This window comes from Pseudomonas sp. P1_F1_2, from assembly GCF_056405815.1.
In genome coordinates, this window is the sequence record NZ_JBFUBK010000040.1 from 34,072 (window position 1) to 50,152 (window position 16,081).

Below are 16,081 nucleotides of genomic sequence, written 5' to 3' on the forward strand. Positions count from 1 at the left end.
GAAGTCCTTTCTTATTCCAACTGGCAATAAACAAACTGCCGCAAAATGCGGCAGATTCGCAATTCAGCGAAGTGTTACAGACGGCCCAAATCATTGACCAGAGCAAGCAACATCACCCCGACCACCAAACTGATACCGATCTGTATCCCCCAACCCTGCACCCGATCTGACAAGGGGCGACCACGCGCCCACTCGATCAGATAAAACAACAAATGCCCCCCATCCAGTACAGGAATGGGCAACAAATTCAGAACTCCCAGGCTAATACTCAGATATGCAAGGAAATTCAAGAAATCAGCTACGCCCGACTGGGCAGAAGCGCCCGCCACTTTAGCAATGGTTATCGGTCCACTCAAGTTTTTTACCGAGAGCTCACCGAACAACATTTTCTTGAGTGAATCGAGGGTCAGCACGCTCATGGTCCAGGTGCGTCGCGCGCCCTCTCCAATCGCAGCCAATGGACCGTAACTGACTTCTCGAACCATCTCTGGCGGCCAATCGACCGCTTTCACTCCGGCCCCCATGTAACCGGTAGGTGCCTTGCTCTCGCCGCGAGAGGCCAACGTCACAGGGACGTCGATTTGAGCACCATCGCGCTCGATGCGCAGCATGATTTTGGTATCTGGATGCATACGCACGGTGTCGACCACTTGCTGCCAGTCATCCAGCGCCTTGCCGTCAAGGGCAAGCAAGCGATCACCGGTTTTCAGGCCCGCAGCCTGTGCCGGCCCCTTCGGATCGAGTTCGGCGAGCACTGGCGGTAACGCCGGGCGCCAAGGACGAATGCCCAGCGAACGAATCGGATCTGGCTCGTCGGCACCTTTAAGCCACTTATCCAGCACCAGCTCACGTGGGGAATCCGTCGTGGAACCCTGCTCACGCACCAATAATTGAAGGGTTCCGCTCTCACCAAGACGACGAACCAATTGCAGATTCACCGAAGCCCAACCGGACGTTGGTTCGCCATCAATGGCAATGATTTCCTGACCTGCGCTCAAACCAGACCGGGCGGCAAGACTGCCAGACTCGACCGCACCAATGACGGGCCGTACCTGCTCGCTGCCGAGCATGGCCAACACCCAGAAAAACACCATTGCCAACAAGAAGTTGGCGATCGGGCCTGCCGCCACGATCGCAATACGCTGACGGACAGATTTGCGATTGAAAGAATGTTCGAGCTGATCGACCGGCACTTCGCCTTCACGCTCATCGAGCATCTTCACGTAGCCACCCAATGGAATGGCAGCCACTACAAACTCAGTACCTTTCTTGTCGTGCCAGCGCAGCAGCGGCATACCGAAGCCTACGGAGAAACGCAGCACTTTGACCCCACAGCGACGTGCGACCCAGAAATGGCCGAATTCGTGGAAGGTAACCAGCACACCCAAAGCCACCAGGGTGCCGAAAATCATATAGAGCGCGCTCATCTACTTTCTCCGCAATTCTATCCGGTGCTGCATGGGCCAACATATGGCAGCACTTACCGCCCGTGACGACTCAACCATTGCCCGGCCAGCACTCGCGCTTTCTCGTCAGCCGTAAACACGGCCTCGAGATCTCCCACTGCGACGACAGGCTCGAGGTTCAACACTTCTTCGATAATACTCGCGATTTCCAGGTAGCGGACCCGCCCGTCGAGAAAGGCTGCAACAGCCACTTCATTCGCTGCATTCAGCATTGCTGGCGCGCTGTTGCCAGCCTCGGCTGCCTGGCGCGCAAGGCGCAGGCAAGGGAAACGCTCTTCATCGGGCGCCTGGAAATCCAGACGCGCAATAGCGAACAGATCCAGCGGTGCCACGCCGGAGTCAATACGTTCTGGCCAGGCCAGAGCATTGGCGATAGGGGTGCGCATGTCCGGATTGCCCAACTGAGCCAGCACCGAACCATCGATATAGTCGACCAGGGAATGGATCACGCTCTGAGGGTGAACAACCACTTCAACCTGGGACGGCTTGGCGTCGAACAGCCAGCAGGCTTCGATCAACTCGAGCCCTTTGTTCATCATGCTCGCCGAATCGACCGAAATCTTGCGTCCCATGGACCAGTTCGGGTGCGCACAGGCTTGCTCAGGGGAAACATGTGCCAATTCGGCCATCGGCGTCTGTCGGAACGGACCACCAGAGGCTGTCAGCAGAATCCGGCGTACGCCGACCACGCCAAGCCCACGGGCGAAATCCTGCGGCATGCACTGGAAAATCGCGTTGTGCTCGCTGTCGATCGGCAGCAATACCGAACCGCTTTTGTGCACGGCTTGCATGAACAGCGCCCCGGACATCACCAGCGCTTCTTTGTTAGCCAGCAGGATTTTCTTGCCGGCTTCAACTGCTGCCAGGGTCGGGCGCAAACCCGCAGCACCCACGATGGCCGCCATGACGGCATCGACTTCAGGATCGGAGGCCACCTGACACAACCCCTCCTCGCCCACCAATACCCGGGTCGACAGGCCGGCAGCGCGCAAGTCGTCCTGCAAGCCACGAGCAGGGCCCGCCTCAGGCACGACGGCGAATCGCGGGGTGTGGCGCACACACAGCGCCAGCAATTCACTCAAACGAGTAAAACCGCTCAAGGCAAAGACTTGATAACGCTCGGGATGGCGAGCAATGACATCCAGAGTGCTCAGACCAATCGAACCGGTCGCCCCCAGAACAGTAATCTGCTGAGGGCGACTCACGGTGCAGCCATCCACAACAATACGGCGAATACCGGGATCGCTGCCGTCAGGCTATCGATTCGGTCAAGGACACCGCCATGCCCTGGCAGCAGGTTACTGCTGTCCTTGATGCCTGATTGACGTTTGAACATGCTCTCGGTGAGGTCACCCACCACCGAAATGAAGACGATGACTGCAGCACCGACCAACCCCATGAGCATCTGGGCGAAACTCCAGTCGCGCACCAGGCCGACGATCGCTGTGATCACCAGGCTCAGCACCAGGCCACCGTAAACGCCTTCCCAGCTCTTGCCGGGACTGACCTGTGGCGCCAGCTTGCGCTTGCCAAAGGCACGGCCGGAAAAATACGCACCAATATCCGCGCCCCATACCAGCACCATCACGGCCATGATCAACCAGTTACCCAAGGGTTCCTGCTTGATCTGGACCAGACCTTGCCAGGCCGGCAACAGGATCAGCAAACCGATCACCAGCTTGCAGGCGGCACTGGCCCAGTGTTCGCTGGAACGCGGGTAGGTCAGCACCAGATACGTCGCCACGCCCCACCAGAGCACTGAAGCGCCCAGAACCCAAGGCGCAAGCCCCGGCAGGATGTGCATGACAAACAGCATCAATGCGACCACGACGGCATAGGCAACGCGAACCGGCTGAGCGGTGAAACCGGCCAGCCTGGCCCACTCCCAGGCACCGAGCGTCACTACTAGCCCGATAAACAGCGCAAAGCCGGAACCTTCGAGCAGGAAAAAACCGCACAAAGCGATCGGCAGCAGGATCAGCGCAGTAATGATTCGTTGTTTAAGCATTAAAACCGGGCTCCAGCCTCGACCTGCTCGCTCGTTTTACCGAAGCGGCGCTGGCGAGAAGCGAAATCGGCCAGCGCGTTTCGCATGGCGTCGTGTTTGAAGTCCGGCCAGAACAGGTCGGAGAAGTACAACTCGGCGTAGGCCAACTGCCACAGCAGGAAGTTACTGATGCGGTGCTCGCCACCGGTACGGATGCACAAGTCCGGCAACGGCAGATCACCGGTGGCCAGACAGGTCTGCAGCAATTCAGGGGTGATGTCTTCCGGGCGCAGATGCCCGGCCTGAACTTCCCGCGCCAGACGCTGGGCAGCCTGCGCGATATCCCACTGACCGCCGTAGTTGGCGGCGATTTGCAAGACAAAGCGGTTGGCCCCGACGGTCATCGCTTCCGCTTCACGCATGGCAGCTTGAAGTTCGGGGTGAAAACGCGAGCGATCGCCGATGATGCGCAGACTGATATTGTTGTCGTTGAGGCGCTTGGCCTCACGACGCAACGCTTTGAAGAACAAATCCATCAAGGCACTGACCTCATCAGCCGGGCGCTGCCAGTTTTCACTGGAGAAGGCGAACAGGGTCAACACCTCGACCTTGGCCTCAGCGCACACCTCGATTACCGCACGCACCGCGTCCACACCCGCTTTATGCCCGGCAACACCCGGCATAAAGCGCTTCTTCGCCCAGCGATTATTACCATCCATGATGATCGCGACATGGCGCGGCACCGCGGACGGTACAGTCTGCTTGGTCTTATCCATGAAAACTCGACCCTTATACGGCCATCAGGTCTTTTTCTTTCTCTGCCAGCTTCGCGTCGATTTCAGCCACGAATTTCTTGGTCAGATCATCAATCTCGCCGGTGGCACGACGCTCTTCGTCTTCACTGATTTCTTTTTCCTTGACCAGGTCCTTGAGCTGACTGTTCGCATCACGACGGATGTTGCGCACTGCAACACGGGCGTCTTCAGCGACATCGCGAGCCTGCTTGGTGAAACCGCGGCGGGTTTCTTCAGTCAGGGCCGGCATGCTGATCAGCAGCAATTCACCCAGGTTGGTCGGGTTCAGGTTCAGACCGGCACTGCCAATGGCTTTGTCGACAGCACCCAGCATGTTGCGCTCAAAGGCAACGACTTGCAGGGTACGGGCGTCTTTGACAGTAATGTTCGCCACTTGCTTGATCGGCGTGTCGGAACCGTAGTAAGGAACCATCACACCCTCCAGAATGCTTGGGTGCGCCTGGCCCGTACGGATACGGCCAAAGTTGTGCGCCAGCGATTCCACGGATTTTTGCATACGCTCTTTAGCGTCTTTCTTGATTTCGTTGATCATTGTTGGCCTTCCTCGATCAGGGTCCCTTCAGCGCCGCCATGCACGATGTTCAGCAAGGCGCCGGGCTTGTTCATGTTAAAGACGCGCAACGGCATCTTGTGGTCGCGACACAGGCAAATAGCCGTCAGATCCATCACGCCCAGCTTGCGATCCAGCACTTCATCGTAAGTCAGATGATCGAACTTCTCGGCATGCGGGTCTTTGAACGGGTCAGCGGTGTAGACGCCATCGACCTTGGTCGCCTTGAGCACGACATCGGCGTCGATTTCGATCGCTCGCAAGCAAGCTGCCGAATCCGTGGTGAAAAACGGATTACCGGTACCGGCCGCGAAAATCACGACCTCTTTGGCGTTCAGATGGCGCATGGCTTTGCGGCGATCATAGTGATCGGTCACGCCTACCATGGAAATGGCCGACATCACGATGGCCGAGATATTGGCACGCTCCAGCGCATCGCGCATGGCCAGGGCGTTCATCACAGTGGCCAGCATGCCCATGTGGTCGCCAGTTACCCGATCCATGCCGGCCGCGCTCAGCGCCGCACCGCGGAACAGGTTACCACCACCGATCACCAGACCGACCTGAACACCGATGCCGACCAATTGGCCGACTTCCAGCGCCATGCGATCCAGAACTTTCGGATCGATCCCGAACTCTTCCGAGCCCATCAGGGCCTCGCCGCTAAGCTTGAGTAGAATGCGTTTATAGCGAGCCTGATAACCACTGCCCTGCTGAGCCATTGCGAATCTCTCCTGCGGCGTATTTTAAAAATTCTTTGCGAGCTGTTTACAGCTGCGCTCACTCTAGCTTGGCGCTGCTTCAGCGCCATCGGAACATGGCTTTGTAAGCCAGTTCCAAAGGGAAACCAATTAAAAATTGGTGCCCCATCTGAAAAGAGGCTGCGCGCGTAAGCGGGCAGCCTCTTCAGGGCGACAGTTAAAAAACCGTCTTACTGCTTGGCAGCAGCCAGTTGAGCGGCAACTTCTTCAGCGAAGTTGTCGACTGGCTTCTCGATGCCTTCGCCTACCTTGAAGTAGGTGAAAGAAACGATTTCAGCACCGGCTTTCTTGGCCAGCTCGCCGACCTTGATTTCAGGGTTCTTGACGAACGCCTGCTCAACCAGGCTGGCTTCGGCCAGGAACTTGCTGATACGGCCTTTGACCATGTTTTCAACGATGTTTTCTGGCTTGCCTTTGATTTTTTCTTCGTTCAGCTGCAGGAACACAGCTTTTTCACGCTCGATCGCTTCGGCAGAAACTTCCGAAGGCAGCAGGAACTCTGGGTTGCTGGCCGCTACGTGCATAGCGATGTCTTTGGCCAGTTCAACGTTGCCGCCTTTCAGGACAACTGCAACACCGATCTTGTTGCCGTGCAGGTAACCACCAACAACATCACCTTCAACGCGTACCAGGCGACGGATGTTGACGTTTTCGCCAACCTTGCCAACCAATACCAGGCGATCAGCTTCTTGAGCGGCGATCAGCGGAGCGACGTCAGTCAGTTTGTCGGCGAACGCTTTTTCAACGCTAGCAGCAACAAATGCCTTGAAGTCGTCCTGCAGGGCCAGGAAGTCAGTCTGCGAGTTTACTTCCAGCAGAACAGCAGATTTGCCGTCTTCTTTCAGAGCGATAGCGCCTTCTGCAGCCACGTTGCCTGCTTTCTTGGCAGCCTTGATTGCGCCGGAAGCACGCATATCATCAATGGCTTTTTCGATGTCGCCGTCAGCCTTTTCCAGGGCTTTCTTGCAATCCATCATGCCTTCGCCGGTACGCTCACGCAGTTCTTTAACCAACGCTGCAGTAATTGCTGCCATTTTCAAAATCCTCTTGGATAGGTTTTCAACCATTCCACCCGATCGAACGGGCGATCAATTCTTCCCGAACCACCGTTGTAAGCCGCTGCACGTTACAGCTCTGCAAGTGCGGGGCCGACAAACGGTTTTCGAGGTGGCAAAAAGGGGGCCAAGCCCCCTTTTTGCTTACTGAGTCAACGCCAAGGCGTCAATTACTCAGCTGCTGCTACCGGAGCTTCTTCAACGAACTGCTCGGTGCCGCCAGCAACGTGGTTGCGACCGCGGATTACAGCGTCAGCCATCGAACCCATGTACAGCTGGATAGCGCGGATTGCGTCATCGTTGCCTGGGATGATGTAGTCAACGCCTTCCGGGCTGCTGTTGGTATCGACTACGCCGATAACCGGGATGCCCAGCTTGTTGGCTTCGGTGATCGCGATGCGCTCGTGATCAACGTCGATAACGAACAGTGCGTCTGGCAGACCGCCCATGTCCTTGATACCACCCAGGGAACGATCGAGCTTCTCAAGATCGCGAGTGCGCATCAGCGCTTCTTTCTTGGTCAGCTTGGCGAAAGTACCGTCTTCGGCTTGCACTTCAAGGTCACGCAGACGCTTGATGGAAGCACGGATGGTTTTGAAGTTGGTCAGCATGCCGCCCAACCAGCGGTGATCGACGTACGGCGAACCGCAACGTGCTGCTTCTTCAGCAACGATCTTGCCAGCGGAACGCTTGGTGCCGACGAACAGAATCTTGTTTTTGCCCTGGGCCAGACGCTCTACGAAAGTCAGAGCTTCGTTGAACATTGGCAGGGTTTTTTCAAGGTTGATGATGTGGATCTTGTTACGCGCGCCGAAAATGTATTTACCCATTTTCGGGTTCCAGTAACGGGTTTGGTGACMGAAGTGCACACCGGCCTTCAGCATATCGCGCATGTTGACTTGGGACATGATAGTTCCTTAATAAGTCGGGTTTGGCCTCCACGTATCCCAATGACCAACCAGCAGCATCAGCTGAAGGCACCCAGGTCATCGTGTCGACACGTGTGTGGATTTAAGCCTTTCGGGGTATCCCCGGAAAGCGGCGCATTTTATACCACAAGGCTCGCAAAAACGGAACCCGGATTCTCAAATCCGGACGCGCGTCTTAAATCGCCCCTTGGAATCATCAAGAATGCGCCTATCTATAGAGAGATGCTAAGCACTGAGGCTCAGATTTGCGCTGATCGTCTGATAGAATCAGGTTTTTCAGGGCTGCGCAGATCAATCGCACACCGCCCATTTCGTTTTGACAAGCGCCATTGAGCGCAGAGAGAGCCTGTATGACCGTCACCCTCAAAACCCCAGAGGACATCGCAAAAATGCGCATCGCCGGCAAACTGGCCGCCGATGTGCTGGAAATGATTGCCGAACATGTCAAACCGGGCATTACCACCGAAGAGCTGGATCGCATCTGCCACGACTACATCGTCAACGAACAGAAAGCCATTCCTGCGCCGCTCAACTACAAGGGTTACCCGAAGTCGATCTGCACTTCGATCAACCACGTTGTCTGCCACGGCATTCCGAACGAGAAGCCGCTGAAGGATGGCGACACGCTGAACATCGACGTCACCGTCATCAAGGACGGTTATCACGGTGATACCAGCCGCATGTTCCACGTCGGCACCGTGCCGGTCTGGGCCGAGCGCCTGTCGCAAGTGACCCAGGAATGCATGTACAAGGCGATTGAAATCGTCAAACCCGGCTGCCGCCTTGGCGACATCGGCGAAATCATCCAGAAGCACGCGGAAAAGAACGGTTTCTCGGTGGTTCGCGAGTTCTGCGGTCACGGTATCGGCAAAGTGTTCCACGAAGAGCCGCAGATCCTGCATTACGGCCGCGCCGGCACCGGCATGGAACTCAAGGCGGGCATGACCTTCACCATCGAACCGATGATCAACCAGGGCAAGGCCGACACCAAAGTGCTGGGCGATGGCTGGACCGCGATCACCAAGGACCGCAAGCTGTCGGCCCAGTGGGAGCACACCCTGCTGGTTACCGAAACCGGTTACGAGATCTTCACCCTGCGCGCCGACGACACCATCGCGCGCGTTTCGGCCTGATCCGTTCCGCAAAGCTCTCAGCCTTATAGACAGGAAAGCCAATCGATGCCGCAGGTGGATCCCGAACTCTTCGACCGCGGCCAGTTCCAGGCTGAACTGGCCCTGAAGGCAAGCCCGATTTCAGCCTTCAAGAAGGCGATCCGCCAGGCCCGCGAGGTGCTCGACGGGCGCTTTCGCAGCGGCCGCGACATTCGCCGGCTGATCGAGGACCGCGCCTGGTTCGTCGATAACATCCTGCAAAAGGCCTGGGAGCAGTTTAACTGGAGTGAAGACGCCGACATCGCGCTGGTCGCGGTCGGTGGCTATGGTCGCGGTGAACTGCACCCTTATTCCGACATCGATTTGCTGATCCTTCTGGACAGCGCCGACCACGAAGTTTTCCGCGATTCCATCGAACGTTTTCTGACCTTGCTCTGGGACATCGGCCTGGAAGTCGGTCAGAGCGTGCGCTCGGTGGACGAGTGCGCCGTTGAGGCCCGCGCCGACCTGACGGTGGTCACCAACCTGATGGAAAGCCGCACCATCTGTGGCCCTGAGCGCCTGCGCCAGCGCATGCTGGATGTCACCAGCACCGCGCACATGTGGCCGAGCAAGGACTTCTTCCTGGCCAAGCGCGCCGAGCAGAAGGCCCGCCACCACAAATACAACGACACCGAATACAACCTGGAACCCAACGTCAAAGGCTCGCCGGGCGGATTGCGGGACATCCAGACGATTCTCTGGGTAGCCCGTCGTGAATACGGCACCCTGAACCTGCGTGCACTGGCTGGCGAAGGTTTTCTGGTAGAGAGTGAAAACGCCCTGCTCGCCTCGTCCCAGGAATTCCTGTGGAAGGTCCGTTACGCGCTGCACATGCTCGCCGGTCGCTCCGAGGATCGCTTGCTGTTCGATCACCAGCGTTCGATTGCCGGGCTGCTGGGCTTCGTTGGCGATGACGCCAAGCAAGCCATCGAAAACTTCATGCAGCAGTATTACCGGGTGGTCATGAGCATTGCGCAGCTCAGCGACCTGATCATTCAGCACTTCGAAGAAGTCATCCTCGCCCCGGACGATGAAGCGCCGCCGCAGCCCATCAACTCGCGGTTCCAGCTGCACGACGGTTATATCGAGGCACGCAACGACAACGTGTTCCGTCGTACGCCGTTCGCCATGCTGGAAATCTTCGTGTTGATGGCCCAGCAACCGGAAATCAAAGGCGTGCGCGCCGATACCATCCGTCTGCTGCGCGAGAACCGTCACCTGATCGACGACGAATTCCGTAACGACATTCGTAACACCAGCCTGTTTATCGAGCTGTTCAAGTGCAAGATCGGCATCCACCGCAACCTGCGCCGGATGAACCGTTACGGCATTCTCGGGCGCTATCTGCCGGAGTTCGGCTTGATCGTCGGGCAGATGCAGCACGACCTGTTCCATATCTATACGGTCGACGCGCACACCCTGAACCTGATCAAACACCTGCGTAAGTTGCAGTACAGCCAGGTATCGGAAAAATTCCCGCTGGCCGCCAAGCTCATGGCCAAGCTGCCCAAGCCCGAGCTGATCTACATGGCCGGGCTCTACCACGACATCGGCAAGGGCCGCCATGGCGACCACTCGGAAATCGGCGCGGTGGATGCAGAGGCTTTCTGCCAACGCCATCAGTTGCCGGTGTGGGACAGCCGCCTGATCGTCTGGCTGGTGCAAAACCACCTGGCGATGTCGACCACCGCCCAGCGCAAGGACTTGTCCGACCCGCAGGTGATCCACGATTTCGCACAGGCCGTCGGTGACGAAACCCGCCTCGATTATCTGTACGTGCTGACCGTAGCCGACATCAACGCGACCAATCCGACCCTGTGGAACTCGTGGCGCGCCAGCCTGTTGCGCCAACTGTATACCGAGACCAAGCGCGCCCTGCGCCGCGGCCTGGAAAATCCGGTGGATCGTGAAATGCAGATCCGTCAGACCCAGAGCGCCGCCCTGGACATCCTTGTGCGCGGCGGAAACGATCCGGACGATGTCGAACAGCTGTGGTCACAACTAGGCGATGACTATTTCCTGCGCCACACCGCTGGCGACGTCGCCTGGCACACCGACGCGATCTTGCAACAACCTGCCGACGGCGGGCCGCTGGTGCTGATCAAGGAAACCACGCAGCGCGAGTTCGAGGGCGGCACTCAGATCTTCATTTATGCGCCGGACCAACACGATTTCTTCGCCGTGACCGTGGCGGCGATGGACCAGCTCAACTTGAACATTCACGACGCCCGGGTCATCACCTCCAGCAGCCAGTTCACCCTCGACACCTATATTGTGCTCGACACCGACGGCGACTCGATTGGTGATAACCCGGCGCGGGTCAAACAGATCCGTGATGGACTGACCGAAGCCCTGCGCAACCCGGACGACTACCCGACCATCATTCAGCGCCGGGTGCCGCGCCAGCTCAAGCATTTTGCCTTTGCGCCCCAGGTTACGATTCACAACGACGCTCAACGTCCGGTGACCGTGCTGGAACTCACCGCCCCCGACCGTCCAGGCCTGTTGGCGCGGATCGGCACGATCTTCCTGGAGTTCGACCTGTCGCTGCAAAACGCCAAGATTGCCACGCTGGGCGAGCGGGTGGAGGACGTGTTCTTCATTACCGACGCCAATAACCAGCAGTTGTCTGACCCGCTGCTGTGCAGCCGCTTGCAGGATGCAATCGTTGAACAACTGAGCGTCAGCCACGAACCCGATATCAAACTGTCACGACTCAGTATCTGAATTAACCAACTTTCCCTGTGGGAAAACGCTTATGTAGGAGCCGGGCTTGCCCGCGATAGCATCACCTCGGTGCACCTGACAAACCGAGGCGCCTGCATCGCGGGCAAGCCCGGCTCCTACAAAAGCCAGCGCCCACATTGAACGAGGCCCCCGATGAACAACGCTCTGACCCAGTTGCAGCCCTACCCGTTCGAGAAGCTCCGCGCCCTGCTCGGCAGCGTCACGCCAAACCCGGACAAGCGCCCTATCGCGTTGTCCATCGGCGAGCCGAAACACCGCTCGCCAAGCTTTGTCGCCGAAGCCCTGGCCAGCAATCTGGATCAGATGGCCGTGTACCCGACCACCCTCGGCATCCCGGCCCTGCGCGAAGCCATCGCCGCATGGTGCGAACGGCGTTTCAGCGTTCCGGGCGGCTGGCTCGACCCGGCGCGCAACGTGCTGCCGGTCAACGGCACCCGTGAAGCGTTGTTCGCCTTCACCCAAACCGTGGTCAACCGTGGCGAAGACGCGTTGGTGGTCAGCCCGAACCCGTTCTATCAGATCTACGAAGGTGCTGCGTTCCTCGCCGGCGCCAAGCCGCATTACCTGCCATGCCTTGACGAAAACGGCTTCAACCCGGACTTCGACGCCGTTTCGCCCGACATCTGGAAGCGCTGCCAGATCCTGTTCCTGTGCTCCCCGGGCAACCCGACCGGCGCACTGATTCCGGTCGAGACGCTGAAAAAGCTGATCGCTCTGGCCGACGAATACGACTTCGTAATCGCCGCTGACGAGTGCTACAGCGAACTGTACTTTGACGAGCAAACGCCGCCGGCCGGCCTGCTCAGCGCTTGCGTGGAACTGGGTCGCAAGGATTTCAAGCGCTGCGTGGTGTTCCATAGCCTGTCCAAACGCTCCAACCTGCCGGGCCTGCGCTCGGGTTTCGTGGCGGGCGATGCCGACATCCTCAAGGGCTTTTTGCTGTATCGCACCTACCACGGTTGCGCGATGCCGGTTCAAACCCAACTGGCCAGCGTGGCCGCGTGGAATGACGAAGTGCACGTGCGCGCCAACCGTGTGCTGTATCGCGAGAAATATGATGCCGTGCTGGAAATCCTCAGCCCGGTGATGGACGTACAGCGCCCGGACGGCGGCTTCTACTTGTGGCCGAATGTTGAAGGCGATGACGAAGCGTTCTGCCGTGACCTGTTTGTCGAAGAACATGTAACGGTGGTGCCGGGTTCTTATCTATCCCGTAACGTCGATGGGGCCAATCCGGGCGCGGGTCGAGTGCGCATGGCACTGGTTGCGCCGTTGGCGGAATGTGTTGAAGCGGCAGAACGCATTCGAAACTTTGTAACTCGCAACAAGTAATAAGCAACAGGCCTGTACCGTGCAACGCGGTGCAGGTCTTATTTGCAAAAGCAACTAACACATAGCAACTTTACGCCACGCCACATACACCACTAATCTCCAAGCCGAACAAAACAGAACCGCTCACCCGCAAGTGCCGACAAGGCATTCACAACGCCTTATTTGCGGCCATGTAAATTTTACCCCCCCTTACAACAACACCTTCTTCAAAATAAAACAGATACATTAATTTAATGACAACAAGGATGTTCACATGAACAACGCACATAATTGCGTCGCCAAACAGCCAGACAACATGCAAGCCTCTTACGACGTCGCGGTCTCCGAGAACCCTGCCAATCGCCCCACCTCGGCATCGGGTCGGCAAAAGCGCGCCGTCGGCAGCCACAAAAAATTCTGGGCCCCCGGCCGCACGTTGCGCATTGCGTTTCTGAACGGCGATCAAGCGTTCAAGGATGGCGTCAAGGCGGCTGCCAGCAACTGGCTGCCCTATATCAACCTCAAATTCGACTTCGTCGACGGTGAAGTCGGCGATATCCGTATTCGCACTGAACCGGCAACCTACTGGTCCAACATCGGTACCGACGCTCTGCTGACAGTAGAAGGCCCAACCATGGTGATATCGGACTGGATGCTTCAGCCTCGGCTTTTCGCCCACTACGTCATGCACGAGTTTGGTCATGCATTGGGCGCCCAGCACGAGCACCTGCACCCTGAATCGAATATTCCGTGGAACAAGCCTGCGGTCTATCAAGACCACGGGGTACCTGAAGACGCCGATGAAAATTACTTTGGACGAAAGACCGTTGATGATCGCTATTTCAACTTGCTCGACCCCAGCGAAGTCAACTATTCGCCCTATGATCCAAAGTCGATCATGCACTACGAAATCCGTCAGGCCTGGACCCACGGCGACTTTAAAATATTCCTGAACTTGGCAATCAGTGAAAAGGACAAGGCGTTCATGGCCGAGGCTTATCCTTACCCTGAATAAACAAGTGACGGACACTGTTGATTAGTTGAAAGTTATTTGACCTGACCCGGTTTCGCCTCACTTAAATCCAATCCCCCCTAATACTTCCCTGAGTACGTCATCGCCCATCGGGTGATGACGACTGAGGCGATGCAATCGACAGCATTGAAGTGCCATATTAGCCGCTTAGACTGCAGGCTGGCCGTTACTTCAATGACGCACACCACCCCTGATCGTCATGACGAACGGACAAACCCGACCACAGCCGACGCGAAACCGTCCGGTCATGGCATAATCCGTCACCTTCGATTCCCAGCACCTGCAAAGGGGGCAATTCCTTGACCGTTTCAAGCAAAACGTTGCACCTTTTCGGCATCAAAGCCTGCGACACCATGAAAAAGGCGCGCACCTGGCTCGATGAACACGCTGCCAGCTATGACTTCCATGATTACAAAGCGGTCGGCATCGACCGTGAACACCTGACCCAATGGTGCGATGAGCACGGTTGGGAAGTGGTGTTGAACCGTGCAGGCACGACCTTTCGCAAGCTCGACGACGAACGCAAAGCCGATCTCGACCAGTCGAAAGCCATCGAACTGATGCTCGCACAACCCTCGATGATCAAGCGCCCGGTGCTTGATCTCGGTGACCGAACCCTGATTGGCTTCAAGCCAGATATCTACGCGGCAGCGCTCAAGTAAGCCAGCCCGTTCAATTTTGTTAGAGGTATTCACATGTCCAATTCCCTGTTCAGCCTGGCCTTCGGTGTCGGCACCCAAAACCGTCAAGGCGCATGGCTGGAAGTGTTCTACGCCGCCCCTGTCCTGAATCCATCGGCTGAAGTCATCGCCGCCATCGCGCCTGTTCTTGGCTACACCGAAGGCAATCAGGCCATCGCGTTCAGCACGGCCCAGGCTTCGCAACTGGCCGAGGCACTCAAAGGCGTCGACGCTGCCCAGGCTGCACTGCTGACCCGCCTGGCCGAGAGCCACAAGCCGCTGGTCGCGACGATTCTGGCCGAAGACGTTCAACTGACTTCCACGCCTGAGGCTTACCTCAAGCTGCACTTGCTGTCCCACCGCCTGGTCAAGCCACATGGCCTGAACCTGGCCGGCGTGTTCCCGTTGCTGCCGAACGTGGCATGGACCAGCCAGGGCGCGATCGACCTGGCCGAGCTGGCCGAGCATCAACTGGAAGCCCGTCTGCGCGGCGAGCTGCTGGAAGTGTTCTCGGTGGACAAGTTCCCGAAAATGACCGACTACGTGGTACCCGCCGGCGTACGTATCGCTGACGCGGCACGTATCCGCCTGGGCGCCTACGTGGGCGAAGGCACCACCGTGATGCACGAAGGTTTCGTCAACTTCAACGCCGGCACCGAAGGCCCGGGCATGATCGAAGGTCGTGTTTCGGCAGGCGTATTCGTCGGCAAGGGTTCGGACCTGGGCGGCGGTTGCTCGACCATGGGCACCCTGTCGGGTGGCGGCAACATCGTGATCAAGGTCGGCGAAGGCTGCCTGATCGGCGCGAACGCCGGTATCGGTATCCCGTTGGGCGACCGCAACACCGTGGAGTCTGGCCTGTACGTGACCGCCGGCACCAAAGTGGCGCTGCTGGACGAAAACAACAAGCTGGTCAAAGTCGTCAAGGCGCGTGAACTGGCCGGTCAACCTGACCTGTTGTTCCGTCGCAATTCGGAGACCGGCGCCGTGGAATGCAAAACCCACAAATCGGCCATCGAACTGAACGAAGCGCTGCACGCTCACAACTAAGCTTCGTCACGATCACCTGTGTAGGAGCAGAGCTTGCTCGCGATGGGGCCCTTAAGGCCGCCAAAAAGCTTCGCGAGCAAGCTCTGCTCCTACATGGTCAGGCGTCTACCCGCCCATGTTTACCAGGGCCGAATAACATGATGATCCCCTCTCCCTGGCGCGCCGATTTTCCGGCCATCGCCGCTTTGCAACGGCAAGACCAGACCTATCTGGACAACGCCGCCACCACGCAAAAACCTCAAGCCCTGCTGGATGCCCTGACGCATTACTACGCCAACGGCGCGGCCAACGTGCATCGGGCGCAACACTTGCCCGGCGCCCATGCCACCCAGGCGTTCGAGGCCAGCCGCAGCAAAGTCGCGCAATGGCTGAATGCCGGCGATTGCGGGCAGATTATTTTTACCCACGGCGCGACGTCAGCGCTGAACCTCCTGGCGTACGGCCTGGAACATCTTTTCCAACCGGGCGATGAGCTGGTCATCAGCGCTCTGGAGCATCACGCCAACCTGCTGCCATGGCAGCAACTGGCACACCGCCGCGAG

General features: G+C 57.9%; 15 protein-coding genes. 7 read left to right on the forward strand and 8 right to left on the reverse strand.

Features of this window, described 5'->3' with window-relative positions:
• Nucleotides 1-74: 74 nt before the first annotated feature.
• From rseP to rpsB, 8 genes are all read right to left on the reverse strand, one after another.
• Nucleotides 75-1,427, reverse strand: coding sequence for a sigma E protease regulator RseP (rseP, locus tag AC1D2P_RS14120; RefSeq protein WP_477757767.1), 1,353 nt, complete (start codon nt 1,425-1,427; stop codon nt 75-77).
• Between the two features lie 53 nt (nt 1,428-1,480).
• Complete coding sequence (gene ispC / locus AC1D2P_RS14125; protein ID WP_477757766.1) at nt 1,481-2,671, reverse strand: 1-deoxy-D-xylulose-5-phosphate reductoisomerase; 1,191 nt, start codon at nt 2,669-2,671, stop codon at nt 1,481-1,483.
• Entirely contained in the window at nt 2,668-3,474 is an 807-nt protein-coding gene (locus AC1D2P_RS14130) for a phosphatidate cytidylyltransferase (RefSeq protein WP_109786010.1), read from the reverse strand. Before AC1D2P_RS14130 ends, ispC begins: the two co-directional genes overlap by 4 nt.
• Complete coding sequence (gene uppS, locus AC1D2P_RS14135; RefSeq protein ID WP_046029189.1) at nt 3,474-4,229, reverse strand: polyprenyl diphosphate synthase; 756 nt, start codon at nt 4,227-4,229, stop codon at nt 3,474-3,476. Before uppS ends, AC1D2P_RS14130 begins: the two co-directional genes overlap by 1 nt.
• Before the next feature lie 13 nt (nt 4,230-4,242).
• The gene (gene frr, locus AC1D2P_RS14140) at nt 4,243-4,800 is read right to left on the reverse strand and encodes a ribosome recycling factor (RefSeq protein ID WP_046029188.1); all 558 of its coding nucleotides are present in this window, start codon (nt 4,798-4,800) and stop codon (nt 4,243-4,245) included.
• On the reverse strand, nt 4,797-5,540 hold the full coding sequence (gene pyrH, locus AC1D2P_RS14145) for a UMP kinase (RefSeq protein ID WP_003172271.1): 744 nt from the start codon (nt 5,538-5,540) through the stop codon (nt 4,797-4,799). Before pyrH ends, frr begins: the two co-directional genes overlap by 4 nt.
• A gap of 209 nt (nt 5,541-5,749) precedes the next feature.
• Entirely contained in the window at nt 5,750-6,613 is an 864-nt protein-coding gene (tsf, locus tag AC1D2P_RS14150) for a translation elongation factor Ts (RefSeq protein ID WP_027604480.1), read from the reverse strand.
• Between the two features lie 191 nt (nt 6,614-6,804).
• Complete coding sequence (rpsB, locus tag AC1D2P_RS14155) at nt 6,805-7,542, reverse strand: 30S ribosomal protein S2 (protein ID WP_477811474.1); 738 nt, start codon at nt 7,540-7,542, stop codon at nt 6,805-6,807.
• A 371-nt stretch (nt 7,543-7,913) separates the two neighbouring features.
• Between rpsB and map the strand changes: the two genes are divergently transcribed.
• The 7 genes from map to AC1D2P_RS14190 all read left to right on the forward strand — a co-directional run.
• Nucleotides 7,914-8,696: a type I methionyl aminopeptidase gene (gene map, locus AC1D2P_RS14160; RefSeq protein WP_046029187.1), complete on the forward strand. Its 783-nt coding sequence runs from the start codon at nt 7,914-7,916 to the stop codon at nt 8,694-8,696.
• A 45-nt stretch (nt 8,697-8,741) separates the two neighbouring features.
• Nucleotides 8,742-11,444 carry a [protein-PII] uridylyltransferase gene (locus tag AC1D2P_RS14165; protein WP_046029186.1) on the forward strand — a complete coding sequence of 901 codons (2,703 nt, stop codon included), beginning with the start codon at nt 8,742-8,744 and terminating at the stop codon, nt 11,442-11,444.
• Between the two features lie 153 nt (nt 11,445-11,597).
• A complete protein-coding gene (gene dapC, locus AC1D2P_RS14170) occupies nt 11,598-12,797 on the forward strand; it encodes a succinyldiaminopimelate transaminase (RefSeq protein WP_109786011.1) in 1,200 nt (399 codons plus the stop codon).
• A 253-nt stretch (nt 12,798-13,050) separates the two neighbouring features.
• The gene (locus AC1D2P_RS14175) at nt 13,051-13,791 is read left to right on the forward strand and encodes a zinc metalloprotease (protein ID WP_109786012.1); all 741 of its coding nucleotides are present in this window, start codon (nt 13,051-13,053) and stop codon (nt 13,789-13,791) included.
• A 317-nt stretch (nt 13,792-14,108) separates the two neighbouring features.
• Nucleotides 14,109-14,471, forward strand: coding sequence for an ArsC family reductase (locus tag AC1D2P_RS14180; RefSeq protein ID WP_046029180.1), 363 nt, complete (start codon nt 14,109-14,111; stop codon nt 14,469-14,471).
• Nucleotides 14,472-14,504: 33 nt separating this feature from the next.
• The gene (gene dapD / locus AC1D2P_RS14185) at nt 14,505-15,539 is read left to right on the forward strand and encodes a 2,3,4,5-tetrahydropyridine-2,6-dicarboxylate N-succinyltransferase (protein WP_109786014.1); all 1,035 of its coding nucleotides are present in this window, start codon (nt 14,505-14,507) and stop codon (nt 15,537-15,539) included.
• Nucleotides 15,540-15,676: 137 nt separating this feature from the next.
• A partial coding sequence (locus AC1D2P_RS14190) for an aminotransferase class V-fold PLP-dependent enzyme (protein ID WP_477811475.1) occupies nt 15,677-16,081 on the forward strand: 405 nt, incomplete at its 3' end.

Coding starts and splice junctions, on each gene's coding strand:
- tsf (WP_027604480.1), bottom strand. CDS start 6,613: ATGGCAGCAATTACTGCAGCGTTGGTTAAAGAACTGCGTGAGCGTACC.
- AC1D2P_RS14130 (WP_109786010.1), bottom strand. CDS start 3,474: ATGCTTAAACAACGAATCATTACTGCGCTGATCCTGCTGCCGATCGCT.
- AC1D2P_RS14175 (WP_109786012.1), top strand. CDS start 13,051: ATGAACAACGCACATAATTGCGTCGCCAAACAGCCAGACAACATGCAA.
- AC1D2P_RS14165 (WP_046029186.1), top strand. CDS start 8,742: ATGCCGCAGGTGGATCCCGAACTCTTCGACCGCGGCCAGTTCCAGGCT.
- dapC (WP_109786011.1), top strand. CDS start 11,598: ATGAACAACGCTCTGACCCAGTTGCAGCCCTACCCGTTCGAGAAGCTC.
- uppS (WP_046029189.1), bottom strand. CDS start 4,229: ATGGATAAGACCAAGCAGACTGTACCGTCCGCGGTGCCGCGCCATGTC.
- dapD (WP_109786014.1), top strand. CDS start 14,505: ATGTCCAATTCCCTGTTCAGCCTGGCCTTCGGTGTCGGCACCCAAAAC.
- map (WP_046029187.1), top strand. CDS start 7,914: ATGACCGTCACCCTCAAAACCCCAGAGGACATCGCAAAAATGCGCATC.
- frr (WP_046029188.1), bottom strand. CDS start 4,800: ATGATCAACGAAATCAAGAAAGACGCTAAAGAGCGTATGCAAAAATCC.
- pyrH (WP_003172271.1), bottom strand. CDS start 5,540: ATGGCTCAGCAGGGCAGTGGTTATCAGGCTCGCTATAAACGCATTCTA.
- rseP (WP_477757767.1), bottom strand. CDS start 1,427: ATGAGCGCGCTCTATATGATTTTCGGCACCCTGGTGGCTTTGGGTGTG.